At 67.7% G+C, this 24,165-nt stretch carries 21 protein-coding genes; 7 read left to right on the top strand and 14 right to left on the bottom strand.

Going from position 1 to position 24,165, the window contains the following annotated elements:
* From ATM97_RS31460 to ATM97_RS31450, 3 genes are all read right to left on the bottom strand, one after another.
* A partial coding sequence (locus tag ATM97_RS31460; protein ID WP_218721790.1) for an Rv1355c family protein occupies positions 1-1,341 on the bottom strand: 1,341 nt, incomplete at its 3' end.
* A 309-nt stretch (positions 1,342-1,650) separates the two neighbouring features.
* Positions 1,651-2,091: an AraC family transcriptional regulator gene (locus ATM97_RS31455; RefSeq protein ID WP_218721789.1), complete on the bottom strand. Its 441-nt coding sequence runs from the start codon at positions 2,089-2,091 to the stop codon at positions 1,651-1,653.
* Entirely contained in the window at positions 2,088-2,531 is a 444-nt protein-coding gene (locus ATM97_RS31450) for a GyrI-like domain-containing protein (RefSeq protein ID WP_019049207.1), read from the bottom strand. The genes ATM97_RS31455 and ATM97_RS31450 overlap by 4 nt, the downstream gene beginning before the upstream one ends.
* Before the next feature lie 164 nt (positions 2,532-2,695).
* Between ATM97_RS31450 and ATM97_RS31445 the strand changes: the two genes are divergently transcribed.
* Positions 2,696-4,966 carry a hypothetical protein gene (locus ATM97_RS31445; protein ID WP_255588681.1) on the top strand — a complete coding sequence of 757 codons (2,271 nt, stop codon included), beginning with the start codon at positions 2,696-2,698 and terminating at the stop codon, positions 4,964-4,966.
* 7 nt (positions 4,967-4,973) lie between these two features.
* Here ATM97_RS31445 and ATM97_RS31440 read toward each other — a convergent pair whose 3' ends face one another.
* Complete coding sequence (locus ATM97_RS31440; RefSeq protein ID WP_308248687.1) at positions 4,974-5,903, bottom strand: alpha/beta hydrolase family protein; 930 nt, start codon at positions 5,901-5,903, stop codon at positions 4,974-4,976.
* Between the two features lie 320 nt (positions 5,904-6,223).
* Here ATM97_RS31440 and ATM97_RS31435 point away from each other — a divergent pair, with 320 nt between their 5' ends.
* On the top strand, positions 6,224-7,720 hold the full coding sequence (locus ATM97_RS31435) for an MDR family MFS transporter (protein WP_218721787.1): 1,497 nt from the start codon (positions 6,224-6,226) through the stop codon (positions 7,718-7,720).
* Positions 7,721-7,869: 149 nt separating this feature from the next.
* On the opposite strand, the gene ATM97_RS31430 is transcribed toward ATM97_RS31435, so the two are convergent.
* Together ATM97_RS31430 and ATM97_RS31425 are read right to left on the bottom strand one after the other, a co-directional pair.
* Positions 7,870-9,090: a cytochrome P450 gene (locus ATM97_RS31430; RefSeq protein ID WP_218721785.1), complete on the bottom strand. Its 1,221-nt coding sequence runs from the start codon at positions 9,088-9,090 to the stop codon at positions 7,870-7,872.
* 41 nt (positions 9,091-9,131) lie between these two features.
* Entirely contained in the window at positions 9,132-9,767 is a 636-nt protein-coding gene (locus tag ATM97_RS31425) for a DUF4097 domain-containing protein (protein WP_218721783.1), read from the bottom strand.
* A gap of 153 nt (positions 9,768-9,920) precedes the next feature.
* Here ATM97_RS31425 and ATM97_RS31420 point away from each other — a divergent pair, with 153 nt between their 5' ends.
* Positions 9,921-13,061 carry a BTAD domain-containing putative transcriptional regulator gene (locus tag ATM97_RS31420; protein ID WP_218721781.1) on the top strand — a complete coding sequence of 1,047 codons (3,141 nt, stop codon included), beginning with the start codon at positions 9,921-9,923 and terminating at the stop codon, positions 13,059-13,061.
* Here the strand turns inward: ATM97_RS31420 and ATM97_RS31415 are convergent.
* A complete protein-coding gene (locus ATM97_RS31415) occupies positions 13,045-13,824 on the bottom strand; it encodes an ABC transporter permease (protein WP_218721779.1) in 780 nt (259 codons plus the stop codon). The two genes, ATM97_RS31420 and ATM97_RS31415, sit on opposite strands and share 17 nt — an antisense overlap.
* Complete coding sequence (locus ATM97_RS31410; protein ID WP_218721777.1) at positions 13,821-14,765, bottom strand: ATP-binding cassette domain-containing protein; 945 nt, start codon at positions 14,763-14,765, stop codon at positions 13,821-13,823. Before ATM97_RS31410 ends, ATM97_RS31415 begins: the two co-directional genes overlap by 4 nt.
* A 171-nt stretch (positions 14,766-14,936) precedes the next feature.
* Here ATM97_RS31410 and ATM97_RS31405 point away from each other — a divergent pair, with 171 nt between their 5' ends.
* The gene (locus ATM97_RS31405) at positions 14,937-15,386 is read left to right on the top strand and encodes a GtrA family protein (RefSeq protein ID WP_374104924.1); all 450 of its coding nucleotides are present in this window, start codon (positions 14,937-14,939) and stop codon (positions 15,384-15,386) included.
* 12 nt (positions 15,387-15,398) lie between these two features.
* Here ATM97_RS31405 and ATM97_RS31400 read toward each other — a convergent pair whose 3' ends face one another.
* On the bottom strand, positions 15,399-16,988 hold the full coding sequence (locus tag ATM97_RS31400; protein ID WP_218721773.1) for a glycosyltransferase family 39 protein: 1,590 nt from the start codon (positions 16,986-16,988) through the stop codon (positions 15,399-15,401).
* A 1,361-nt stretch (positions 16,989-18,349) separates the two neighbouring features.
* On the bottom strand, positions 18,350-18,889 hold the full coding sequence (locus tag ATM97_RS31395) for a hypothetical protein (protein ID WP_062984823.1): 540 nt from the start codon (positions 18,887-18,889) through the stop codon (positions 18,350-18,352).
* 248 nt (positions 18,890-19,137) lie between these two features.
* Between ATM97_RS31395 and ATM97_RS31390 the strand changes: the two genes are divergently transcribed.
* The 3 genes from ATM97_RS31390 to ATM97_RS31380 all read left to right on the top strand — a co-directional run bounded on the left by ATM97_RS31390 (position 19,138) and on the right by ATM97_RS31380 (position 20,487).
* Positions 19,138-19,266 carry a hypothetical protein gene (locus tag ATM97_RS31390; RefSeq protein ID WP_218721772.1) on the top strand — a complete coding sequence of 43 codons (129 nt, stop codon included), beginning with the start codon at positions 19,138-19,140 and terminating at the stop codon, positions 19,264-19,266.
* Positions 19,267-19,533: 267 nt separating this feature from the next.
* Positions 19,534-19,890, top strand: coding sequence for a hypothetical protein (locus ATM97_RS31385; protein WP_211300397.1), 357 nt, complete (start codon positions 19,534-19,536; stop codon positions 19,888-19,890).
* A gap of 27 nt (positions 19,891-19,917) precedes the next feature.
* Positions 19,918-20,487, top strand: a complete 570-nt coding sequence (locus ATM97_RS31380) for a hypothetical protein (protein WP_062984825.1) — start codon at positions 19,918-19,920, stop codon at positions 20,485-20,487.
* A gap of 53 nt (positions 20,488-20,540) precedes the next feature.
* Here ATM97_RS31380 and ATM97_RS31375 read toward each other — a convergent pair whose 3' ends face one another.
* From ATM97_RS31375 to ATM97_RS31360, 4 genes are all read right to left on the bottom strand, one after another.
* Positions 20,541-21,338 (bottom strand): alpha/beta fold hydrolase, encoded by a 798-nt coding sequence (locus ATM97_RS31375; RefSeq protein WP_169812772.1) that lies wholly within the window; start codon positions 21,336-21,338, stop codon positions 20,541-20,543.
* 139 nt (positions 21,339-21,477) lie between these two features.
* Entirely contained in the window at positions 21,478-22,110 is a 633-nt protein-coding gene (locus tag ATM97_RS31370; RefSeq protein ID WP_084503714.1) for a hypothetical protein, read from the bottom strand.
* A gap of 30 nt (positions 22,111-22,140) precedes the next feature.
* Positions 22,141-23,097 (bottom strand): MlaD family protein, encoded by a 957-nt coding sequence (locus ATM97_RS31365; RefSeq protein ID WP_063816134.1) that lies wholly within the window; start codon positions 23,095-23,097, stop codon positions 22,141-22,143.
* Positions 23,094-24,161: an MlaD family protein gene (locus ATM97_RS31360; RefSeq protein ID WP_245914573.1), complete on the bottom strand. Its 1,068-nt coding sequence runs from the start codon at positions 24,159-24,161 to the stop codon at positions 23,094-23,096. The genes ATM97_RS31365 and ATM97_RS31360 overlap by 4 nt, the downstream gene beginning before the upstream one ends.
* Positions 24,162-24,165: the final 4 nt, after the last annotated feature.

The raw sequence follows: 24,165 nt of genomic DNA, 5'->3' as shown, positions 1-24,165 counted from the left end.
GGCCGGGTCGTCGACGCGCAGCTCCGGCTCGCCGAGCAGGCCGTGCGCGGCCGCGGCGGCGCGGGCGTTGTACAGCGCGGCCCCCACCGCGACGGCACTGCCGCGCAGGGCGATGTCCATCGCGGTCGAACCGGCCGGGTCCAGGGCGATCTCGATCAATTCCGTGCTGCCGCGCAACCGCCAGGGCTGCACGTTGCCGCCCGAGGGCGCGCGCTGGGCGCAGGCCAGGATCGCGGCGACCGGGTCGGCGGGCGGAGGTTCGTCGGCGGGCGGCTCGGGGGCGGTCTCGACGCCGTCGTCGAGGTAGCCGGGCTCGGCGAGGGAATCCAGCGCCGCCTCCAGGTCGACGCGGGTCCGGCCGGAGGACAGCTTGGCGCCGAGCCCGATCCGGCGCACCGCCGCGGTCACGATGGCGGCGCCCAGTTGCACGTCGCTGCCCAATTGCGGCCAGGTGGTGATCGTTTCACCGATCTCGGCCATGCTGGCCGCCATCCGCGAGGACAGCTGGCCCGGATCGAGGATGCGCAGCACGTGCGGCGCCTTCGCCCTGGTGTCCAGGTCGGCCAGTTGGGCGCCGGTGGTCGCGCCGAGCAGCCCGTGGAAGGGCTCGCGGCCCGGTTCCAGGTCGTAGCGCTCGACGTCGAAGAGCCCGCGGTCGCTGGTGTCCATCAGCAGCGGGATCCGGTGCCTGCGCGCGGCCTCGCGGACCGCGAACTTGATGTCGAGCGAATCGCATTCCTCGACGATCACCGAGAGCCCGTCGAGGAAGTCGTCGGCGGTGTCGGCCAGCACGCCGGCGGGCCAGATCTCCACCGGCAGGAAGGGGTCGAGTTCGGCGATCCGGCGCGCGGTGACCACGGCCTTGTTGACACCGATGTCGAAGAGCCCGCCCGGCACCCGGTTCAGGTTCGACAGCTCGATGGTGTCGAAGTCGGCCAGCCGGAGCAGCCCGCACGCGCCTTCCAGCGCCAGGGTGTAGGCGACCGAATGGCCGACGCTCTGCCCGACCACGCCGACCGTCAGCCCGCCGAGGCGTTCCTGTTCGGCCCTGGTGAGCTTGTTGCGGTTGCGATCGGAGCGGATCACCCGGAACGCGTCGGGGCCGAGGATCACGACCAGCGCGTGTCGCCACGGGTAGTACACCCAGCGTTCCGCGGCCGGGTCGAGACCCGGCGGGAGTCCGGTGAGCCGGTCCAATTCGGCGCGCAGGCCCGCACGCAGGTCGTGCGTGCTGACGCCGGGGGCCGCGGCGAGCTGCCGCAGAGTTGCCGCGTCGGTGGGGTCGGCCGGATCGAGTACGAGGGGGCGGTAGTCCGCCGCCGGCGGGTCCGGTTCGCTCATCAACGGATCCGACTCACGAATCGCGCCATCGCGTTCCGGCCGACGCGACGGTGAACGCGCCGCAACCTGTTCTCGTTGCGCGCTGCTTCGACAGCCATCGTGTTCCTAGCTCCGTGCTACGCGCCCGCGCGCGGTCGGCGTCCTACCGAGGCCGACTGGTGCAGTATCCGTCATCCCGAACGTTTGCACCAGGCGAGTGGCTAATATTCCGATAACCACCGGCCGCGGGTGAACTATGCCCAGGTCAAACGGCATGAACGCACGGTAAGCCCCGGATTCCAGACCGATCGGTTCGAATTTGGCTAACTATCAGCTATCTACCGTGATCGAAACGAACAATTCTACGGTGTCCGGACCGTGCCAGACCTCGATCTCCTCGCGATAGGCGCGCGAGATCTCCGCCGACGCTGTCGCGTCGTCGACCTGAGCCCAAACATCCTCGACCGGATCGTGGTAATCACCGTTGGGGGCGAAGCGGGCGTAGATGCCCTTGGGCACCCGCACCATAAGATCGCCGACCGGCACCTCGTCGGGCGTCGCGTACTCGCGGGCCACCAGCGCGTTCCAGTTGCCCGCCGGATCCGGGACGTAGACGGTGTGCAGCGGCTCGCGCCCGCCGGGCCGGTCGCGCAGCCGGTCCTTGAGGAACTCGATCAGATCGCTGTTGCTCACCTTGAAGCTCGGATGGACCCGCGGCACGGCCAGACCGCCGTACAGTGCGCCACCGCGCACCACGATCGTGTAGCTCATCGCGGATCGACCGCCAGGTACAGGTCGATCTTGTACGCGTGCGGGTAGCACTCGAAATCGCCGGTGAAGGTGCGCTTGATCTGGTTGTGTTCTTCGGCGTAGGCGATCTGGGTCCACAGATCCGTCATCACCTGGGGAAAGTTACCGACCGAGGAGAAGCGCGCGTAGGTGCCGCGCGGCAGCCGGGCCGCCAGATGTCCGCGGGTGACCTGATCCAGCGACGCGCACTGGTACCCGACGATCTGGGTGTTGTAGGTGCTCAGCTCACCGGTGTAGTCGGTGTAGGCACTGGCCAGCGGGCCGCCCAGATCCTGATGCAGGACGGCAGACCACGCGGCTTCGAGATCCCGGTCGCGCAGCTCTCCGAGCGCACGCTTGGGACTGCGGACCGGCAGACCGGCCACCCATGTCTCGTCCCGCTCGACGATTTCGAACTGCATTGAAGACTCTCTCGAAGGGTCGGCTCGGTCCGGCCATGCTACCAACTTCGCGCTCGACAGCCATGACACACCGAGTTGTTCTTACCCCAACCTAACCACACCTGAGCTGGACAAACGTCCACCACCACGCCGCGACACCCCGACGTATTGTCGGATTCACCTGGATGCCCTATGCTCCCGCGCTCGTGTGGGTACGCGCGGCGCTCGAACCGCGAAAACAAGTGGTGCAGTGGGCGATCGTCGTCGTGATCGCGGTGCTGGCCGGCTATGTCGCGGTCTTGCTCGGCGACTCACGGCACTTCTACACCGACGACACCGAGGCGCAATACGTGCCGATGTGGCAGCTGCTCGGTACCGAACTCAGGGCGGGCCGGTTCCCGGCGATGGTGCCGTGGGAATGGATGGCGGGCAACTACAGCCTCGAGGAAGCCGGGCTCTACAACCCGCCGCAGTTGCTGGTCTACCTGCTCGCGCCCTCCTTCGACGATCTCGCGCTCTACGCGACCGCGGTCAAGCTGGTGTTCTCCACGATCGCGGCGCTCGGCGTGTTCCGGATCTGCCTGGCCTACGGCGCCCGCGCCCCCTGGGCGGCGGTGGCCGGCGTGGCGTTCCCGTTCAGCGGCTGGTTCCTGTTCTTCGACTCGGCCAGCTGGTTCACCTCGCACACCGGCACCGCCTGGCTCGTACACGCGTGGGCCTCGGCCGTGCTCTACGCCAGGGGACGTTCGGGACCGATCCCGCTGTTCGTGTTCCTGTATCTGGCGCTGACCATCCAATACGCCTTCCCCGCGGTCGAATCCGGCCTGATGATCGCCGCGGTCGCCGCCGGTGAGTACCTCTACCAGCGCCGCTGGGCGCCGGTGCTGCGGTTGCTCACCGCGTCCGGTCTCGCGGTGGCGGCCTCGATGGTGGCCAACCTACCGATCCTGCTCTCCTCGCAGGCCACCTGGCGCGGCGACGTCTCCACCATCCACAACGACCCGTTCCTGACCGTGCCGTGGTCGGAATCGCTCAATGCCAGTCTGCCGAGCACGGTGCCCGCGTTCACCGCGTGGTGGGGCCATGTGCAGCCGCTGCCGATGGTCTACATCGCCTGGTTCGTGATCCCGGCGCTGGCGTTCATCGACTGGAAGGCCGCCGCGCGCGCCGCCGCCGAATGGAGCGGGATCGCGCTGTTCGCCGTCGCCGCGCTGATGTGGACCGCCGGGCCGGGCGCGATCGGCCCGCTGCGCTGGCCGGCCCGGGTGCTGCCGATGCTGGCCATCGCCCTGCTGGTACTGGTCTGCGTGCTGCTGAGCCGCCACGGAGCGTTCGCCTCGTCGCGGCGGCGGTACGCGGCGGCGGGCGTGCTGATCGGCCTGCTGTTCATCCGGTCGTTCTCGGCCGCGCCGAAACTGCTCGAACGGCACCTGATCGCGGTGGTCTTCGTCGTCGCGCTCGGCGCGGGCGTCCTCTGGCTGGCGCGCACCCGCGGGATCGGCGCCGCCGCCGCGCTGACCATCCTCGCGACGTTCCCGATCGCGTTCGTCCAGGTGGCCGTCGCCCCCACGACACCGCTGTCGTACGGCTTCCCCGAGCGGCGCTCCGAGATGACCGCCGCGTTCCCCGACTTCGGCGGCCGCACCCTGCAACTGGCCGACCGGATCATGGTGCGCGACGAGGACCGCACGCTCGCGGCGACCTACGGCTCGATCGCGCTCGGCAGCTACGCCAAGAACCTCGGGCTGCAGTACGTGAACGGCTACACCCCTGTCGGGCACGCGGCCTTCGCCGGGCTGCTGTGCATGGCCTGGGACGGCGGCACCTGCCCCGAGGCGTATCGCAAGGTCTTCGCGGTCGAGCCGTCGACCGACACCCCGATCGTCGACCTGATGCGGCTGGATCGTGTTGTCCTGCAACGGGCCCAGTACCCCGACGCGGGGACGAAGCCGGCGCCGCTGGGCTGGAAGTTCGTCCACTACCCGGGGCACGAACAACAGATCTGGGTGCTCGAGCGGGTCAATCCGCTGCCCTCTCCCGGCGACCTGATCGCGCACGAGTCGGGCGTGCACGCCACCGTGATGCCGGAGGCGGGCCTGACCAACCGCGCCACCGTCTCCTCCGGCACCGGCGGCCGGATCGTGCTCTCGCGCCTGGCCTGGCCCGGCTACACCGCGACCCTGGGCGACCGCGAGATCCCCGTGCGCGCCGTCGCGGGCACCTTCGTCGCCGTCGACATCCCGCCCGGCACGCACAACGCGCGGCTCACCGTCACCTGGCGACCGCCGGGCCTGCCGATCAGCCTGACCAGCGCGGTGCTGGCCGTGCTCGGGATCGGGTTGCTGCAGTGGTGGTTCCGGCGTGGCAGGCGCGTGCCCGAGCCGGCCCCGGTCGTGCCCGCCGACACCACGGCCGCCGACACCGAGGTGCAGCGCCCGGTCGCCGTCGAGGCCTGAGCCCCGCTCAGGCGCCGATGGCGGCGGCCAGGTGCGGCCACGCCTCGTGCAGGTCGGCCTGGAACTGGCCCCAGGTGTGCGCGCCGGTCGGCCGGTGGACGTAGGTGGCCGGGATACCGAGCTGACCCAGCCGCCCCGCGAAGGCCGCTGTGCACGTCCCCGCGATCGTTTCCAGCGGCGGCATGGGCAGACCGCGATCGCTCGCGCCCGGCAGACCGGTGGCGGCCGACAGGAAGATGGTCTTGCCCGCCAGCGCGCCCGCGTTGGCGAAGACGTCGTGCTCGCGCCAGACCGCGCCGCCGGGCACGCCCCACATGTTGCCGGGATTGCCGCCGCCGCGGACGGCCTGCGCGCTGACCATCGCGATGCCCCACGGATCCGCCGCCCAGGGGCAGCCGCTCAGCGCGGCCACCGCGGCGAAGCGGGGCCCGCCGCGGATGGTCAGGTCCAGCGCCGACGACGCGCTCATCGACACTCCCGCGATGGCGTTGCGCCCGCTGGTGCCGAGCGCGCCGTCGATCACGCCCGGCAGTTCCTCGGTCAGGTAGGTCTCCCAGCGGACCCGGCCGACGCCGGGATCGTCGGCGATCCAGTCGGTATAGAGCGTGAACGCCCCACCGACCGGCATCACCACGTTGACGAACTTGTCGGCGAAGAAGTCCCGCACATCGGTGTTGTCCCACCAGGAGATGCCGTCGGCCCCGCCGCCCGCGCCGGTCAGCAGGTACAGCGTCGGCGCGCCCGCGCCCGCCGCCCTGAGCACCCTGTTCTGGATCACCCGGCCCATCGCCGGCGAGTACACATCGAATTGGGCGGCCCGCCCGCCCAGCGGTGTCTCCCCCGCCACGTACGCCCCCGGATCGGCCTTCGCCTGCACACTCCCCAGCGAAGCGACGATCGCGCACACCACAGCAAGCCACAGTCTCGATGCAGTCACTCTTCCGGTATACCCCGCCGGATCGGCGCACACACCGGACCACATGCGCCCCACCCGTCACAAGTTCCCGGGAGTGACGAGGGTCACCCACGATCTGATCGACAGTCCAGATTCGGCTCTCAGCTGCGGTTTCGTTCCCGACCATAGAGCCGTGAACGGCGAAAACGAGGTGATTTGTGTCGTAGGTGAGCGGAATACTGGCCCGCGCCCGATGAGTTGGACCGACGGACTCCGTCTTCTCTCACGTGGTGCCGGGACACAGCAGACCCGGCATCGGGCCACCGCTCGCCCAGCCGATCCCCGCTCCTGGAGGTACCCCGATGCCCGCCGAACTATCCCCGCCGACGACGAAAGGCGGGACGCCGACCGTCATCCGGGTGCTGGTGCTCGCGACGTTCGTGGTGATCCTCAACGAGACCATCATGATCAACGCCATCCCGCGGCTGATGAGCGATCTGCACGTCACCGAGGTGGCCGCGCAGTGGGTCTCCACCGCGTTCATGCTGACGATGGCCGCGATCATCCCGACCACCGGCTGGTTCCTGCAGCGGGTCACCACCCGTCAGGCCTACGCGATCGCGATGGGCGTCTTCATCACCGGCACCGTGCTGTCCGCGCTCGCGCCGACGTTCGCGGTGCTGCTGATCGGCCGCATCATCCAGGCGGGCGGCACCGCGGTGATGATGCCGCTGCTGATGACCACCCTGATGACCGTCGTGGCCGAGCAGGACCGCGGCCGGGTGATGGGCAACGTCACCCTGGCCATCTCGGTCGCACCCGCCATGGGCCCGGTCATCTCCGGCCTCATCCTGCAGATCGATGTCCCCGCGATCGACTCGTGGCGGCTGCTGTTCGTGGTGATGCTGCCGATCGCCGGTGTGGTCACCTGGCTGGGGCTGCGGCAGCTCGAGAACGTCGGCGAACCGCAGCCGGGCGTGCTCGACCTGCCCAGCGTGGCGCTGGCCGCCCTCGGCTTCGGTGGACTCGTGTTCGGCCTGAGCAAGTTCCACAGCGGCAACTACACCACCCCGGCGCTGATCGTCGCCGGTGGCGCTCTGCTGATCGCCACGTTCGCCTGGCGTCAGATCCGGCTGCAGCGCACCGGCACCCCGCTGCTGGACCTGCGGGTCCTGCTGTCGGGCACCTACGCCAAGGCGCTGGTGCTGATGGCCATCGCCTTCCTGGCGATGATGGGCTCGATGATCCTGCTGCCGCTGTACCTGCAGAACCTGCGGCACCTGAGCCCGCTGGAGACCGGACTGCTGGTGATGCCCGGTGGTCTGGCGATGGGCCTGCTCGGCCCGACGGTCGGCCGCCTGTTCGACAAGTTCGGCGGGCGACTGCTGGTGGTCCCCGGCTCGATCGGCATCGCCGTCTCGCTGGCCGGCTTCACCCAGATCTCGCTGACCATGCCGTACTGGCAGCTGCTCGGCCTGCACATCCTGCTGATGATCTCGCTGGCCGCCGCCTTCACCCCGGTGTTCACGCTGGGTCTGGGCGCGCTGCCGATGCACCTGTACTCGCACGGCAGCTCGATGCTGGGCACCCTGCAGCAGGTGGCCGCGGCCTTCGGCACCGCGCTCGTGGTGACGATCATGTCCGCCCGCAGCACCTCGCTCATCGCCGAGGGCACCGACCCGGTCACCGCGAGCCTGGACGGCATGCGCCTGGCCTTCGCGGTCTCGGCGGGCCTGGCCCTGATCGTGATCGCCATGGCGGTCCTGCTGCCGAACCGCGCCGCGGGCGACCCGCACGGCGGCGCCCACGCGCCGGAGCCGGTCGACGAGCCGGAGACGCCGGAGCTGGTCAAGAACTGAGTCGTCGCTGGTAGCAAGCCCCCGGTCGCCTCGCGCGGCCGGGGGCTTGCTTCGGTCGGCCCGGCGTTGCGTACCCCGATCCGATGCTGTCGGCGGGCCTTCCGCTGCTCGGACCAACCGCTGCTGCGGGCTCGGACGCCCCGGCAACGCTAGCGGTCCGTCCAGCGGACCGGCAGCGCGTGCACGCCGTAGATGTTCATGTCGGTCCGCAGTCTCACCTCCTCGGCGGGCACAGCGAGTTCCAGGGCCGGGAAGCGGCGCAGCAGGCCCGCGAAGCCGGCGCGCAACTCGATGCGGGCCAGCTGCTGGCCCAGGCACAGGTGGATGCCGTGGCCGAAGGTCAGGTGGCCCCGCGCTTTCCGGTGCACGTCCAGGGTGTCGGGATCGTCGAAGCGCAGCGGATCGCGGTTGGCGGCCAACAGTGAGACGACGACGGTCGACCCGGCGGGAATCGTCTCGCCGCACAGCTCGATGTCCTCGGTGGCGTAGCGGTAGAAGATGTCGGCGACCGAGAGGTAGCGCAGCAGTTCCTCGACGGCGTCGGGGATCAGCTCCGGATCGGCGTGCAGCAGGGCCAGCTGCTCGGGGTGCTCCAGCAGCGCGAAAGTGCCCAGCGCCAGCATGTTCACGGTGGTCTCGTGACCGGCGAGCAGCAGCAGGAAGGCCACGCCGGTCAGCTCCTCGATGCTCAGGTCGTCGTGGCGGGCCAGGTCGGAGAGGATGTCCTCGCCGGGCTCGGCCCGCTTGCGCTGCACCAGCTCGGCCAGATAGCTGTTCATCGCGCCGAGCGCGGCCATCTTCTGCGCCAGTTCCTGATCCTTGACCAGGAACTGGGCGGAGTTGAGCTGGAAGGTCGCCCGGTCTTCGTACGGGACGCCGAGCAATTCGCAGATCACCAGCGAGGGCACCGGCAGCGCGAAGGCCTGGACCAGGTCGACCGGCGGGGTCAGCCGCGCCATCTCGTCGAGCTGTCGCTCGGTGATCTCGACGATGTGCTCCTCGAGCTCCCGCATGCGCTTGACCGTGAAGGCGCCGGTGAGCTTGCGGCGCAGGCGGGTGTGGTCCGGCGGGTCCATGGCGACGAACAGGCCGGGGATCTGCGGGGACGGCTCGGTCGGGACGGGCATCCCGGGCGTCTCGTAGGGCACGTGCACGACGCCGAGGTCCTGGCGGGAGCTGAACCGGGTGTCGGCCATCAGTCTGCGCACCGCCTCGTACCCGGTCACCAGCCAGCCCTCGTGCCCGTCGGGGAAGATCAGCGGGCTGACCGGCCGCACCGCGCGCAGCCGGGTGATCTCGCCGGGCGGGTCGAAGGGGCCGGCGTCGCGGTCCAGCGGCAGGCCGTGTGGGATCGAATCGGTGTCACTCATGGTCATTTCCTTGTCGGGTAGGAGGATTCGCGATTCGGCGCTCAGACGGCGGCGGTGTGCCGGATGACGATGTTGCCCAGGGAGTTACGCGCGTACACCGCGACGGTGTCGCCCGACGGCGCGACCGGCGCCAGCAGATTCCGCACGGTGCCCACCGTGGCGGCGGTCTCCAGCCGTACCCCGCTGCCGGGACGGATGCCCACCTCCAGCTCGCCCACCGAGGTCTCCAGCCGGAGCTCGCCACGGGCGGCCTCGCCGATGCGGATGTCGCCCTTGGCGGTCTTCGCGGTGACCGAGCCCAGCGGACGCTCGACGACGATGTCGCCCAGGGAGACCGTCAGGTCGCACTCGCCGAGTTCGCCCGCGCCCAGCAGCCTGCCGACGCCCGCGGTGCCGGTCAGCCGGGAGCCGGTCGGGACCTCGATGGACACCTCGATCGACGGGTTGCCGCCGAACGGGGTGTAGGTGCGCCAGTTCTTCGGTGTCGTCACGGTCAGCACGCCGTCGGTGAACTCGACCCTGGTCTGCTCGGCGGCGCGCACGTCGGCCTTCTTGGCCGCGTCGGCGGGCCGGATCGCGACGACGGTGTCGTGGCGATCCGAGGCGACGACGGTGACGCCGGCCGACAGGACGTCGACGGTGACGGCGATCGGCTGCGGGGTCGGGAAGGTGTTCATGGTTGTCTCCTGGAGATCGGGCCGCCCGGTTTCCGGGGGCTGCGTTGTTGATGGCACTACTGTCGCGAGCCCGCCTGACACCGACCTGACACCGCGCTGACGCCCGCGCTGACGCGATATCCGGACCGGCGACCGATTGACGCGCGAGGCACAATGGGCCGGGTGCAGATCGGGATATTGGGGCCGCTGGAGATCCGGACGAAAGACGGCGGATCGATAGCGGTACCGGGCGCCCGGCTGCGGGCGCTGCTCGTCGCCCTGGCTCTCGAACCGGGCCGCGCCGTCTCGAAAGAGCGCCTGGTCGACTGGATCTGGGGCGAACAGCCGCCCGCCGACGCGGCGAACGCCCTGCAAGCGCTGGTCTCGCGACTGCGCCGGGTCCTGCCCGACGGCGCCATCGACGTGCAGACCGGCGGCTACCGGCTCACGGTGGCGCCCGACGCCGTCGACGCCGTGCGCTTCGAGCAGCTCGTCGATCGGGCGCGCGGCGGCGAGGTCGCGCACCGGGCCCGGCTGCTCCGCGAAGCCACCGGCCTGTGGCGCGGGGACCCGCTGCGCGACCTCGGCGACAGCGCGGCCGTGGACGCGGTGATCACCCGCTTCGACGGCCTGTACCTGGCCGCCCTGGAGGACCGCTACGAGGCGCAGATCCAGCTGGGCGAGGGCGCCGACCTGGTCGCCGAGTTGACCGAGCTCGTGGCCAGGCACCCGGTGCGGGAGCGGCTGGTCGCCGCGCTGATGCGCGCACTCGGCGCGGCGGGCCGGGCACCGGAGGCGCTGATCGTGTACCAGCGCGCCAGGGAAGCGCTGGCCGACGAACTCGGGGTCGATCCCTCCCCGGAGCTCTCGGCGCTGCACGTCGCGCTGTTGCGCGGCGAGGTCGGCGCGCGACCCCAGGAGCGCACGACCAACCTGCGAGCGGAGCTGACGAGTTTCGTCGGCAAGGAGGCCGATATCGCCGTGGTCCGCGAACTCATCGCGGCGCACCGGCTCACCACGCTCACCGGTCCGGGCGGATCGGGCAAGACCCGGCTCGCCGTGGAGACCGCCCGGACCATGCTCGGTGACCTGCCCGACGGCGCCTGGCTGGTGGAACTGGCCGCCGCCGACAGCGACGGCGACCTGGCGCAGGCGGCGCTGGCCGCCCTCGGTCTCCGGGACGCGTTGCTGGGCAGCGCCTCCACCGCCGACCCGATGGACCGGCTCGTCGCGGCGATCCGCGACCGCGAGACCCTGCTGATCCTGGACAACTGCGAGCACGTGATCGAGGCGGCGGCGACCTTCGCCCATCGGATCCTCGGCGAGTGCACCCGGCTGCGCATCCTGGCCACGAGCCGGGAACCGCTCGGCATCACCGGCGAGGCCCTGTGGCAGGTGCGGCCGCTGAGCCTGCCCGCCGCCGTGGCGCAGCCGCGCGAGATCGAGTCCTCCCCCGCCGTCGCCCTGCTGCGCGACCGGGCGAGCGCGGTGCGCACCGACCTCGGCACCGATCCGGACACCTGGGCGACCATGGCGCGCGTCTGCCGGGCGCTCGACGGCATTCCGCTGGCGATCGAGCTGGCCGCGGCGCGCTTGCGCACCATGTCCCTCGATCAGCTCGCCCACCGGCTCGACGACCGGTTCCGGCTGCTGACCGGTGGCAGCCGCACCGCGATCGCGCAGCACCGGACGCTGCGCGCGGTGGTCGACTGGAGCTGGGAGCTGCTCAGCGACGCCGAACGCCGGGTGCTGTCGCGGCTGTCGGTGTTCGCCGGTGGCGCGAGTCTGGAAGCGGCCGAACAGGTGTGCGCCGGTGCGCAGGTCGAGCAGTGGGAGGTGCTCGACCTGCTCACCGCGCTGGCCGAGAAGTCGCTGCTGGTCGTCACCGAGGACCCCGCCCCGCGCTATCGCCTGCTCGAGACGATCAAGCAGTACGCCGCCGACCGCCTGGTCGAAGCCGGCGACGCCGAGTCGGCCCGCCGGGCCCACCAGGCGTACTTCGCCGGCCTGGCCGCCACCGCCGAACCGCACCTGCGCCGCGCCGAACAGCTGGAGTGGCTCGCCGTGCTCGACGCCGAACACGACAACATCGCGGCCGCGATGCGCGGCGCGCTCGCGGCCGCCGACACCGCCGGGGCGATGGGGCTCGCGGCAGCCGCGGGCTGGTACTGGTGGCTGGGCGGGCACAAGGCCGAGGGCACCGAGCTGGTCATCGCGGCCGCCGAACTGTCCGGTGAGGTCGACGACGAGACCAGGGCCACCGTCTACGGCCTGGTCGTGCACTTCGTGACCTCGGGACGCAATGACGAGCACCAGGTGGCCGAATGGATCGACAAGGCCTACGAGTACGGCCGCGACAGCCGGGGCGGCCATCCGGCGCTGCGCTTCACCGCCGCGCTGAAACACATGCTCCAGGGCCCCGACGCCTATCTCCCCGCCTTCGAAGCGGTGCTCACCGACGAGGACCCCTGGGCCCGCGCCCTGGCGCGGCTGCAACTGGGCAAGCTGCGCACCGTGCTCGGCCACGACGGCCCGGAAGCCGACGAGTACCTCGAGCAGGCGCTGACCGAGTTCCGCGCGCTGGGTGAGCGCTGGGGGATGTCGTTCGCGCTGACCGAACTGGCGAGCCGGACCGCCATGCGCGGCGAATTCGCCGCCGCGAGTGAGCTCTACGAGCAGGCGATCGCGGTGGTCACCGAGGTCGGCGCGATCGAGGACGTGGTCGGCATGCGGACCCGGCAGGCCCAGCTGTACTGGCGGCTCGGCGACGCCGAGGCGAGCGCGGCGGCGCTGGCCGACGCGCAGCGCTGCGCGGACCGGGCGGGCTGGCCGACCGCGCTGGCCGAAGTCGCCCTGACCCGGGCGGAACTGGCCCGCTGGAACGGCGAGACCGAACCGGCGCATCAGCAGATCGACCTCGCGCGCGGCCTGCTCGGCAGCGATGCCGACCAGCCGAATGTCAGTGCGCTGCTGCATGTCCTGCTCGGCTACCTGGCCGTCGACCTCGACGAGGCGCGTGCCCGACACGCCTCGGCCGTGCGGGCGGCGACCCTGGCCGGCCACGCTCCCCTGATGGCCCACGTCCTCATCGGCGTCGCCGACCTGGCCTTGCGGTCCGAGCAATACGAGCAGGCCGCGCGACTACTGGCGGCGAGCACCGCCACGCGCGGCGTCCCCGATCTGTCCCACCCGGACGCGGCCCGCATCGAGGCGACCGCACGAGATCGCCTCGGTGACAAGGAGTTCACCGAGGCGATGCGGGTGGGTGCGGACGCTGATCCGGCCGAGCTGGTCGCGATCACGCTCGCTTCGTGAAGCTCGCCCGCGACCACAGGTAACCGACGACGGCGAACCCGGCGCACCAGGCCAGTGCCGCGACGGTGTGGCCGCCGGAGGGCTGCCCGGTCAGGAAGCCGCGCACCGACTCGATGATCGGGGTGAAGGGCTGATACTGGGCGAACTGCCGGATGCCCTGGCCCATCTTGTCGGCAGGCACGATCGCGCTGCTCAGGAAGGGCAGCATGATCAACGGCACCACCGACATCCCGGCCGCCTCCGGGGTCTTCGCGGCCATGCCGAGCGCGACGGTCAGCCAGGCGGCGGCGAAGGCCGTCGCCAGCAGCACCCCGAGCGCGCCGAGCCACTGCACCGCGGTCGCCGGCGAGCGGAACCCCAGCGCGAAACCGACCCCGAGCACGGCGGTGATCGCGACGACATTGGTCAGCATGCTCGCGGCCACGTGCCCGGTCAGCACGGCACCCCGGGACACGTCCATGACCTTGAACCGGTTGATGACGCCCTTGGTCATATCGGAGCTCACCGACACCGCGGTGCCGGACAGCCCGTAGCTGATGGCCAGCATGAGCATGCCGGGCACCGCGTAGTCGATGTAGTTCTCGCCGACGTCGAAGGCGTCGCCGAAGACATAGACGAAGATCAGCATCATCATCACCGGCATCAGCGCCGCGTTGAAGATGGTGACCGGCGAGCGGGTGATGTGGGTGAAGTTGCGGCGCAACATGACCGAGGCGTCGAACAGCGCGGCGGACAGGGTGCTAGGTGCGGTGCGGGTGCTCATCGTGCTTCGGCCTCCGTGGTGGGGTGCCCGGTCAGGGCGAGAAAGACGTCGTCGAGGTCAGGGGTGCGCAGGGAGACCTGCTCGGCCTCCAGCGCGTGCGCGGCCAGCTGATCCAGCAGGGCCCGCAGGGATGTCGAGTCACCGTCACCGGGGACGTTCAGGGCCAGCGCGTCCTCGTCGGGAATGGCGCCCGGCAGGATCCGCGCCGCGGTCGCCAATTCCGTGGCGTCGGCGAAGCGCAGCCGGATGTGGCTGCCGGGGATGCGGCGCTTGAGTTCCTCGGCGGTGCCCTCGGCGACGATGCGGCCCTGGTCCAGCACGGCGATCCGGTCGGCCAGCTGATCTGCCTCTTCGAGGTACTGGGTGGTGAGGAAGATCGTCACGCCGTCGGCGGTCAGCTCGCGCACGATGTCCCACATGGTGCGCCTGCTGCGCGGGTCGAGGCCGGTGGTCGGCTCGTCGAGGAAGACGATCTCGGGCCTGGTCACCAGGGTCATCGCCAGATCCAGCTTCCGGCGCATCCCGCCGGAGTAGCTCGCGGCCGGCTTACGCGCGGACTCGACCAGGTCGAAGCGTTCCAGCAGTCCGGTGATCACCCGCTTGCCCGCCTGCCCGCGCAGGCGGTGCAGGTCGGCCATCAGCCGCAGGTTCTCCTCGCCGGTGAGCAGGTCGTCGACGGCGGCGAACTGGCCGGTGACGCCGATCGCCTTGCGGACGGCCTTGGTGTCGGTCGCGAGGTCGTGGCCCGCCACCCGCGCGGTGCCGCCGTCGGCGGTCAGCAGGGTGGTCAGCACGTTCACGGTGGTGGTCTTGCCCGCGCCGTTCGGGCCGAGCAGCGAGAAGATCGTGCCCGCGTCGACGTGGAGGTCGATGCCGTCGAGGACCGTCTTGTCCCCGTACGCCTTGCGCAGCCCGGAGGCCGCGATTGCTGTGTTGTTCATGGTGATCACCGTCGCCGGTGGACCTGATACCGGGCTGACACCGCCCTGACACCCCCGCTGACGCCGCCGCCGCGCGCCGCGCCAGCGGCATGTCAGTCCGGCGTCAGGTCGGCGTCAGCGCGGACGGCGACGGTAGTCCTCGTGAACAGCACCGCCTTCGCCGCCTCGCCCCTGCGTCCCGCCCTCGTCGTGCTGCCGCGCGGCGACCGGTCCGGCCGCGCGTGGCCGTTCCTGCGCGGCGATCACCCCCTCGCGCAGCTGATCCGCTTCGCGCTCGTCGGCGGTGCCAGCAATATCGCCTACGTCGCGCTGTTCGTGGCCTGCGCTGGACTGGGACCGCTGGTCGCCAACATCGCGGGCTCGCTCGTGAGCACCGTTATCGCCAACGAGCTACACCGTCAGCTCACCTTCCGGGCGGCCGACCGGGTGGGCCGGCTCACCGCGCAATGCCAGGGCGGCGGTCTGGCCCTGATCGGCCTGCTGACCAGCTCCGCCGCCCTGGCCGGGCTGGAATCACTGGCGCCGGGCCTCGGTCAGACGACGCAGGCGGGCGCCGTGCTCGTCGTGATGGCGCTGGTCGGCGGCCTGCGTTTCCTGGCCCTGCGCGGCCTGGTGTTCTGAGCCGCCCGCCGCTCAGCGGGTGGGCCGGGTGGTGGCCCTGGGGTCGCGCCAGAGCCCGAGGTCGAAGTACAGGGTCGTCATGTCGTCCCACATGACCGACCACGGCTGCTTCGGTCCCTTGCAGCGCCAGACCGCGACCATCCGGTCGATGCCGGGGATCCCCATCGGATCGTCGAGGTGTGCGACGCGCTCCACCTCGGTGAACCGGGCGCGCAGGTCTGCCTCGGCGGTGTCGAGCCCGAGGTAGATCACCGAGGTGGCCGAGTCCGGCGGCGGGCCGAAGAAACCGAAGCCCCGGCTCGGGCTGTACGTGGCGGGCAGCCCGTACCGCGCCCCGAACTGCTCGACGGCACCCGCCTGCCAGTACCCCTGCACGACCACCGCGGAGTTCGCCTTTTCCGCGGGCGTCAGCGTGTGATAGCCGGTGCCGACGGCGGACACCATTTCCGACCAATTGGTGGTTCCCCAGAATGCCGAGCGGAAGCCGAGATCGATGGCGTCCTCGGCCTGAATGCGCCAACTCGGTGGCAGCGGCGTCACGGTGATCATGGCAATGAATGTCACCACCGAGATTCCAGCCAGCGGAATCAATGCCAAGTTCATCCACCGTTTACGGTCGAACTGCCAGAGGCCGACGGCACCGAGGGCGAACATGGCGGGAAAGAAGCCCGTCGGGTAATAAGGCCGACCGTGCGTGACGACGACGAATACGGTCATGATCACCAGCGCCACCGCGATGAACCGATACGGGCGCAGCGATTCCTGCTTGTACACCGCCCAAAATCCGAAGGCGAGCAACAACGCGCCGAGTACGCCCGCCAAGCCGAGCCACTGCGGAAAGAATCCCGGCGGACCGTAGCCGGTCGCGTCCTGCTCCGCGCCGATGATCGAGCCCATGGCCAGCTGCGGCCAGTTGTGCTGGGACTGCCAGATCAGGATCGGGATCAGGGAGGCGGCGAGGATACCGATCGCCACCCACAGCGCGGGCCTGCGCAGGATCTCGCGGGGGCCGCACAGCACGACGGCCAGCCCGAGGCACGCCCAGACCAGCGGGATCATCCACTTCACCTGCATGTCCAGGGCGGCAACGAGTCCGGCGATGATCAGCAGCCGGTCCTGCCGGGTCCGCACCCAGCGGATGAACAGCCAGGTGATCACGGCGGTGAAGGTGGCGTCGAAGGAGAAGGTGCTCAGCACGACCTGCGTGGCCACCAGATACGACGTCGCGTAGGTGCCGGCGGCCAGCAGCTGCACACGGTGGCTGCCCCGCAGTTCGTAGGCGATCAGCGCCGACACGACGACCGAGCCGACGCCCATCACGACCGCAGGGAACCGCAGCGCCGTCGTCGATCCCGGCGCGAGCAGGTCGGCGATCCAGGCGAACAGCGGCACCACCACGCCCTGATCGGCGTAGGTGTAGTCGAGCCGCCTGCCCGCGGAGAGGAAGTAGAGCTCGTCGCCGAAGAACTCGTAGCGTCCCGCCGTCACGGTCAGCGCGATCGCGGCGATCGTGGCGAGCACCGCGACCCCGCGAAAAGCGAACGACGGGTTGGTATTCGGAATTTCCTCCGGCACGGCGCGAACCGCGACGACCGCTGTCATGAATTGCCCCTGATACTCCGACAGACGCGTTCGGCACCTCTCCCGCTGGTGCCGTCACCTCTGTTCGCTGATGAACCGATTCCTCCCCGGCAGCGAACTTGATGAGCGCGAGCGCTCGCGGTCCTGCTCGGATTATCCAGTTTCCGAAAACGTTAATGCCTGCCGGCAGGGTCCGCAAATACACCGCACACCGATAGCGGTTCGCTGTAAGTGAGCAGGACGAGGTGGCCGTGAAATTGTGACCTGGGTAATAAATTCCAGGTGAGTCTATACGACCCAGCCCTCATATCGGGCCATTCGAAATGCGGAACGCAGAACGAGTCATTCGCATACGCGTCGGTAACTATTCATCGGTCCGACAGAAACGAAGTACCCGCGCGGTAAACGGCGCAAACCATATTTTTATGGGCATGTTCGCACGGGGCCCGCCGCGTAGGATCCACCCGCTGCCGGGCACGGCCGACGGCCGGAAAAGCAGAAGGGCCCGGTCTGCCGACCGGGCCCTTCGTTGTGGAGCTAAGGGGAATCGAACCCCTGACCTTCTCGGAGCGCGCGGCATAGACAACCGTGGCCCACTCTGGGCAACCATCGTCTACCAAATCAGCATGCCTACCTGGGGAAATACGCTCCGATACGACAACTATCGACAACGCTGGACAACGCTCGACAACGGCGTGTCCAGCCAAATTAGTGGTGACATAGTGGGGTCCCCGCCCGCTGCCACCGCGTTGGAGAGCCACTCGCCCTGCGTCGAGATCGACGATCGCGCACCCCAGATCGAGGCCGCCTGAGAGTGTGCCAAGCCATACGAGCGATCGGCACGGCCCCGCCCGACCCGATCCACACGTGATGATCAACACACCACCTTCTGGCCGAGCCGTGTATCTCGCCGCAACGCCGCATCGCCGACAGCCACTAGCACCCAGCGATCGCGCGTCACACACCCGAGCATCGCACTCACGACCTTCTCGAAAGACGCCGTGCGGACAAGCAGAGAAGTCGAGCTGAGTTCCCGAATGGCTCACATGCAGGAGCCGTCTACACGGCATCAACGGCTCTCGACGATCGTCCTCTGTACGGGGAGCAGATCGAGGGACGAAAGCTCTTACTCCGGCGAGCGGGGCCAAGATCACGTGAGCCACGATCGCAGACCGATTGACGCTAATGCCGTGGCGCCGACCCCCACGATCCCCGCCAGGCCACGCCTGCGCGGCAGGCGCCTTCAGAGCACGCAACGTGAGGTGGCCGACGCCCGCCCGACGACATCGAGAGCTGGGACAACAGCCATTTCTCGCGCGATTGGATTCACCCGCCCCACCACAGCTGATCCTGTGCTCCCCCGATCAGGGTGCATACGCACGTTAACCCCCAAGATCGACACTGTGCGCACGCTCGTTCAGCCGTGCGCACAGTGCAACTGACCGTGTGCACCCGCACTCGACCGGTGCGCACGCCGAGAAGTCCGAGAAATTCTGCCGTGCGCACACCCTGCAACGCAATGTTCTCGGCGCTGCACCCAGCAGATACGTAATCTCGCACGACAGGGAGGCACGGGCGAAGCGATCCATCCGCGACCGTCCGGACCCGTTACCTTCGTGCTGGGTCGTCGTCAGTCCGAACAGGTACTCGGTCACCCCTTGGGGAGTGAGACCGAACTCCTTGGCAATGTCGCGCACCGTCATCCCTTGCCCATGCAGGCCGGCGAGCACTTTACCCAGCACCTGTGACGATTCGTGGACAAGCGCCGAGCCTGGGCGCGCGGAGCGGACTCCGCGCTTGCTCAATTCCACCAACGCTGCGCGATACGTCCAGTCAGCTATCAAACCCAGCGCATGCAGCCGGTTCGCCAGCGCTGTCGCGGACACGTTCCATCGAGCCTTGGCACGGATGACCTGCGCCACGCTAGGGTTTCGCAGTCCCACCGATAGAACATCATGGCGACTTGAGCAACGCGTTAGCGAACTGATCGCCGCAGCTTCTGCCTCGCACCCGTGCGGCACAGCATGAATGCCGTGAATACACAGGTGCCCGAGGTCGTGAGGTGCATCGAACCGTAGCCGCTCGGCGGTGGTGTCGAGGAAAACGAACGGAGTATTGCGGCGGTAGAAGCTGAAGGCATCGACGTCTCAGCGCCGCGGTCGGCCTCGCGGTGATCATGGCGCTGGCAATGGTGGCCCACGCGCGCTGGAAGGAGCCCGCCGCGATCGTGTTCAACCTTGCCCTGCTGGAAGCCGCGGTGTTCGTCGCTTGGGGACGTTTCGGCCCCTACGCCTCCTGACCACCCCGATTCCCGAAGGAGGACTCGTATGAATGTCACTGTTTTCGGGCCACCGGTTCGCTGATGGTGGAACGGCTGCTCGCGGCCGGGCAGACCGTGACCGCCTACGCCCACAACCCGCCAAGATCCCTTCTCGCTGGGGTGAGCAGGTGAAAGTCGTGGTCGGCGAGGTTTCCGATGCAGTGATCAGCGCGTTGGGCCCGAGCATGGACCGCAAAGCCAACCGGGACCCCGCTGATCGAGGGCACCAGCCACATCCTGGCGGCGATGAAGCGTCACGGTGTGGGCCGCTTCATCGGCCACGCCACTCCTGCGGTACTGGACCCGCGGGGGTCCCCGACCTTGATCACCGGGTTGATCGAGTTCATGCCGCGCACGTTCATGCCCCGCGCCTACGAGGAGATCACCGGCATGTCGAACAAGATCATGCCCTCGGGGCTGGATAGGACGATCGTGCGGTTCATCGCCCCCCAAGGACTGTGCACCGAAGGGCCATATCCGGTCAGGTTCTTCGGCACCGACAAGCTCGGCTTCGCGATCACCCGCGCCGGCATCGCCGCCTTCACCGCCGATCAGATCGGCGAGAGTCGCTACCTGCATCGCGCAGCCGCCATCAGCAACTGACCACCGTCGAAACCTGAACGGAGACCTGTGTCCATCGTCATCACCGTTACCTGCGGTCACCTCGGCCGAGCAGCCGTCGAAGCCGTCCTCGACCGCAGCACCGACCCCGCCGAGGTAATCGCCGGTGCCCGCGACCTGGCCAAGATCATTGACCACGCCGCCCGAGGGGTGCACACCGCGGTCATCGACTACGACGACCCCACCACCATTACGCCGGTGTATATGTTCGTGCTGATCTCGGGCACCGCCCTGGCCAACCGCGACCGCCAGCACACCGAGGAGATCGCTGCCGTCGCCAAAGCCGGTGCCGCGCGGATCATCTACACCAGCGGCCTCAAAGCCGACGACACCGCGCTGTCGACCGCGGCCATGCACCTGCCCACAGAAGACGCGTGCGTGCCAGCGGGGTGTCGTTCACGATCCTGCGCAGCGGCTGGTACAGCGAGAACTACGGCCGCGACATCATCCCCACCGTTCGCGAGACCGGTGCCGCTGTCGAGCACCGGCGACGGTGTGGTCGCTTCGGCGTCGCGCCGGAATCTGGCTGAAATCATCGCCGTTGTGGTCACCACCGAGGAGCATCAGGGCAAGACCTAAGAGCTGTCCGGCGACACCGGCTGGGCCTACGACGAACTCGAGCCTCCATGCCGCTATGCAACGTCGCTGTCCGAGTACGCCATTGGCATTGTCAATCCCAGTAGGTGGGCCGCAATCTCACCGCAACGTTCATAGGGTAGGAAGTGTCCGGAGTTCGGGAAGATGACCAGGCCGCTCCTTGGTACGCGACGGTGTATCGCACGAGCGTGATAAACGGGAGTCAACAGATCTCGCGAACCTGCGAATACGACGACACGGCAGTCGAATCGATCCAGTGCCGAGTACCGATCATGGGACAGGATCGAACGAGTCAGCTGTGCGACGCTGCGAGGATTGCTGCTCGCCAGCTGCCCTACCGCTCGGTTCAGGTCGTGGCGGAATGGTCGGTACCCGAACAAGACGGCGCGTGTCAGCTGTCGCACGATGAGCAGCGGCCGGGAAGGGATCACGAGAAGCGGTGCCACAGTCAACGCCAGCGATACCAACCATGACCAGAACCCGCGGCGCATCAGTCGTCCGAGGATATCTCCGGCTCCAGTCGCCACGAACGCGACGCCGACGACTCGCGCTTCGAGCACCATGCTGTCGCGTTCGGCCAACGCCATCAATGTCATTCCGCCCATGGAATGACCGCCGAGCACGATCGGGCCGACGGGTGCATATGCGGAGATGACTGCAGCGAGATCGTCGGCGAGAAGCTCCAGGCTCGCTGGAGCAGATTGCGACTGCCCGTGTCCTCGATGGTCGTAGGCGAGTACACGTACGGTGGGATCCGCCGTGACGACCAGTTGTGCGACGTCTTCCCAACTCCCATGAGAAAGAGCCAACCCGTGTGCCAGGATGATTGTCACTCTCGGGCTCGTCGATCCCCACTCGGCGATATGTAAAGCAGGCCCAGAGTCCCGCTCCAGCGTGTAGTTTCGGGGAGCAACAAAGATCGTAGATTTCGAGGTCATTATTTCAGTTCCCTGCTACTGACAGTGTCGCCGGCTACTTGATCGGAAGGGCCATGTCAACACCGCCGACATCCGTGATCTTCCAATCCGCGTTCTTGTCTAGCGTCACCGTGTAGGTGACGGTTGTTTGCGCACCCTCCGGGGTCTGCACACTGGTCGATGTCACACTCAAGAAGACGTTCACAACATAAACACCAGCGTCTTCCGATTTCACTTTCGCGGCGATGGGGGTCGCGTTCGAACTCCACTTAAGCGGAAGTACTATGTCTTTGAGTTGAGGGGCAGTGAGGTCGAACTTGTTCGTTAGGGCGGGGGAAGTATTCGATTTCAGATTACGTACCCATCCATCGAAGTTCTGATAATCAATATTGGACGCGCCAACAGCGTACTCGGAGGCTACTTCTTCAGCCCTTTCTTCCGCGGACGCAATGGAGTCAGTTTCTCGCAGCTCATTCCTCGTCGAGAGCCACAACAAAAAGCTAACAGACATCCCAACGACAAGTGTTACCACTATCACCCCGACAATGATCGAGCGCAAGTCCACCGACAGCGTTCTTCCCGGACCAAACCGGTTCCTGATCTCTACGACCGACTCTGGCGGCATATCCAACTTACTGGATACGCTCTCCGTTCGGCCGTCGATGTTGTCAGCGGTTTCTATGGGCATGAATATCTCCTCGGATAGCGTGTTTCAGTCCTATTTGATGCCGATACGCACATTTAATGCACTGTCTCCAGTCGCGCTGAGAGCACGTGATATCAAATCGCTTATGTCTATCTGTGGTATGGACATCGCCGCGCTGTCCGCCAGCGGCTGAACGGCTGGTGCCAATTCTTGCAAGTCGGGTCCAATGCGGCTGAGATATTCCGTGACCTCGCCGAGGAAAGGTACGACGCCGTTGCCTTGCAAGTAGTCGTCCGGCATGGTGCCGATACGGGCCAGCCGGGCGATGGAATCGGCGATGAGAGCACCCCACATTCCTGCCTCGTCCCACAAGGGACCAGCGGCTTCCATCCCGGGCCCGGCCCAAGCCATGTCCGCGCCCATCGTCTGTAGATCGACGAGGATGCTGCGGATGGCGGGCGACCTACTCAGAATCGTCTCCGACAACAGTGTCGTCGAGGCTGCCAGCCTCGGCATAACGGTGTCTGTTCCCGTCAGCGCTTGATCCAACGTCTTGACGATGTTGCTGATCGCCTGTGGATTCAGTTGTTCAAGCAGCCCCGTAACAGTCTGCGCCACGTCTGGAATCGAACGGGGCAGTACTACTTGTACCGCGTCGAGGCGCTGGCCATCGGTTAGGTAGGGACCGGCGCCGTTCTTGGGCACGAACTCGATATACGGCTCACCGAGACCTGATAGGTCTTCGACTGTCGCGGTCCCCGTTGCCGGAATTCGGTATCTCGACTCGAGGGCTAGTTGCATTTCGACACCACGTTCGACTTTCTCTATCGACGCGATCTCTCCCACCTTCACACCACGTAGAAGTATCGGTGAACCCACCAGCAGACTTCCCGCCTGGGGAACACGCAACGTCACGTTGATCGAGTCGCTGAAGACATCTATTCGCAATACACCGAATGCGAGATAACCGACGCCCAGAGTCAAAACCGACATGATCGCAACGAGGGATAGTGCCGAACTCAGTTTCATCGCACTGCTCCGATCATACGCAATGCCGATAAAATCCCAGCGATCCGGTCGGCTTCGGATCCGGGAGAGCCTTCGGCAGTCTCAAGGCCGATAACATTAACCTTCGGTCCGTGCTCCACGAATGGAATGACCTTTTCGCGCAACAACGCAATGATCTTGTTCAAGTTCGACGGGGCTGAGAGGTCCAACGGCCGGGACGTGAAAAGGAGTGGTATAAAGGCACGGGCAGCCGCGTCGCCTGACTGCGCCAGTGGACCGATCCATCGGAGGGAATCTGCCAGTAGCGTGAATCCATCGTACAGTGAGATCAAACCGATCATGGACGTCATCGACGCAGCCGCCTGATCCACTCCAGAATCTGTAAGCAGATACTCCAACTCGGGTGTTCGGCTCAGCACAGCATCGGTACTGGCCCGCAGTCCACCCAGCAAGGCGTCGACAGCATCCAGGTGCTGTGCCAAGTCTTCGATATCGGCACCCAGCACCTCCGAGATCGAGGCAGTCTCCCGTGTATCCGCCGGAAGCACCGAGTTCACGCGGTTGATGATCTCCTGAGCCTGCTGTATTCCACCCCCTTGGACAAAGGTCGCCAAGACGTTCATGGTGTCCTCAACCTGAAGCAACGGCTTAGTTTGTCCTCGATCGATTGTGGAGCCCGGCGCGATGAGGCCACCTCCGTCGGCCTCCGGCGTGATCAACGCTATGGAGACGTCACCCAATATGGTCGGCTGGCGGAGCTCAGCCGTAGTTCCAACAGGCAACCGCACCGATTCGATGATTTCCACGTCGACCACGACGTATCCGTCGTTATCTTTCCCGGCATCGATCACCGCAACATCGCGGACAATTCCGGCACGTAGACCGTCGACCGTCACTCGTGCTTGTGACGGCAGGTTTAGCGTATTGGCGAACTCGATTCGGATACCATAGCGGTCCCCCGATATCCCAGTCCCAGGGACAGGAATCGCAGCTGGATCGAATCCGCAGCCGGGGACAAGGCATACAAGTGCCACAGCGGCCGCGGTCACGAATTGCGTCAGGCAGGTCCGGGAAGGAATGGCCACCGCA

It is taken from the genome of Nocardia sp. MH4, from assembly GCF_019266065.1.
Taxonomy (GTDB): Bacteria; Actinomycetota; Actinomycetes; order Mycobacteriales; family Mycobacteriaceae; genus Nocardia; species Nocardia canadensis.
Note: the sequence above shows the minus strand (reverse complement) of the source record. Positions and strands in the feature narration are given on the sequence as shown.

Coding starts and splice junctions, on each gene's coding strand:
- ATM97_RS31445 (WP_255588681.1), top strand. CDS start 2,696: ATGCCCTATGCTCCCGCGCTCGTGTGGGTACGCGCGGCGCTCGAACCG.
- ATM97_RS31385 (WP_211300397.1), top strand. CDS start 19,534: ATGAAGCGTCACGGTGTGGGCCGCTTCATCGGCCACGCCACTCCTGCG.
- ATM97_RS31415 (WP_218721779.1), bottom strand. CDS start 13,824: ATGAGCACCCGCACCGCACCTAGCACCCTGTCCGCCGCGCTGTTCGAC.
- ATM97_RS31450 (WP_019049207.1), bottom strand. CDS start 2,531: ATGCAGTTCGAAATCGTCGAGCGGGACGAGACATGGGTGGCCGGTCTG.
- ATM97_RS31455 (WP_218721789.1), bottom strand. CDS start 2,091: ATGAGCTACACGATCGTGGTGCGCGGTGGCGCACTGTACGGCGGTCTG.
- ATM97_RS31420 (WP_218721781.1), top strand. CDS start 9,921: ATGGGCCGGGTGCAGATCGGGATATTGGGGCCGCTGGAGATCCGGACG.
- ATM97_RS31370 (WP_084503714.1), bottom strand. CDS start 22,110: ATGCCCATAGAAACCGCTGACAACATCGACGGCCGAACGGAGAGCGTA.
- ATM97_RS31430 (WP_218721785.1), bottom strand. CDS start 9,090: ATGAGTGACACCGATTCGATCCCACACGGCCTGCCGCTGGACCGCGAC.
- ATM97_RS31425 (WP_218721783.1), bottom strand. CDS start 9,767: ATGAACACCTTCCCGACCCCGCAGCCGATCGCCGTCACCGTCGACGTC.
- ATM97_RS31365 (WP_063816134.1), bottom strand. CDS start 23,097: ATGAAACTGAGTTCGGCACTATCCCTCGTTGCGATCATGTCGGTTTTG.
- ATM97_RS31410 (WP_218721777.1), bottom strand. CDS start 14,765: ATGAACAACACAGCAATCGCGGCCTCCGGGCTGCGCAAGGCGTACGGG.
- ATM97_RS31435 (WP_218721787.1), top strand. CDS start 6,224: ATGCCCGCCGAACTATCCCCGCCGACGACGAAAGGCGGGACGCCGACC.
- ATM97_RS31400 (WP_218721773.1), bottom strand. CDS start 16,988: ATGACAGCGGTCGTCGCGGTTCGCGCCGTGCCGGAGGAAATTCCGAAT.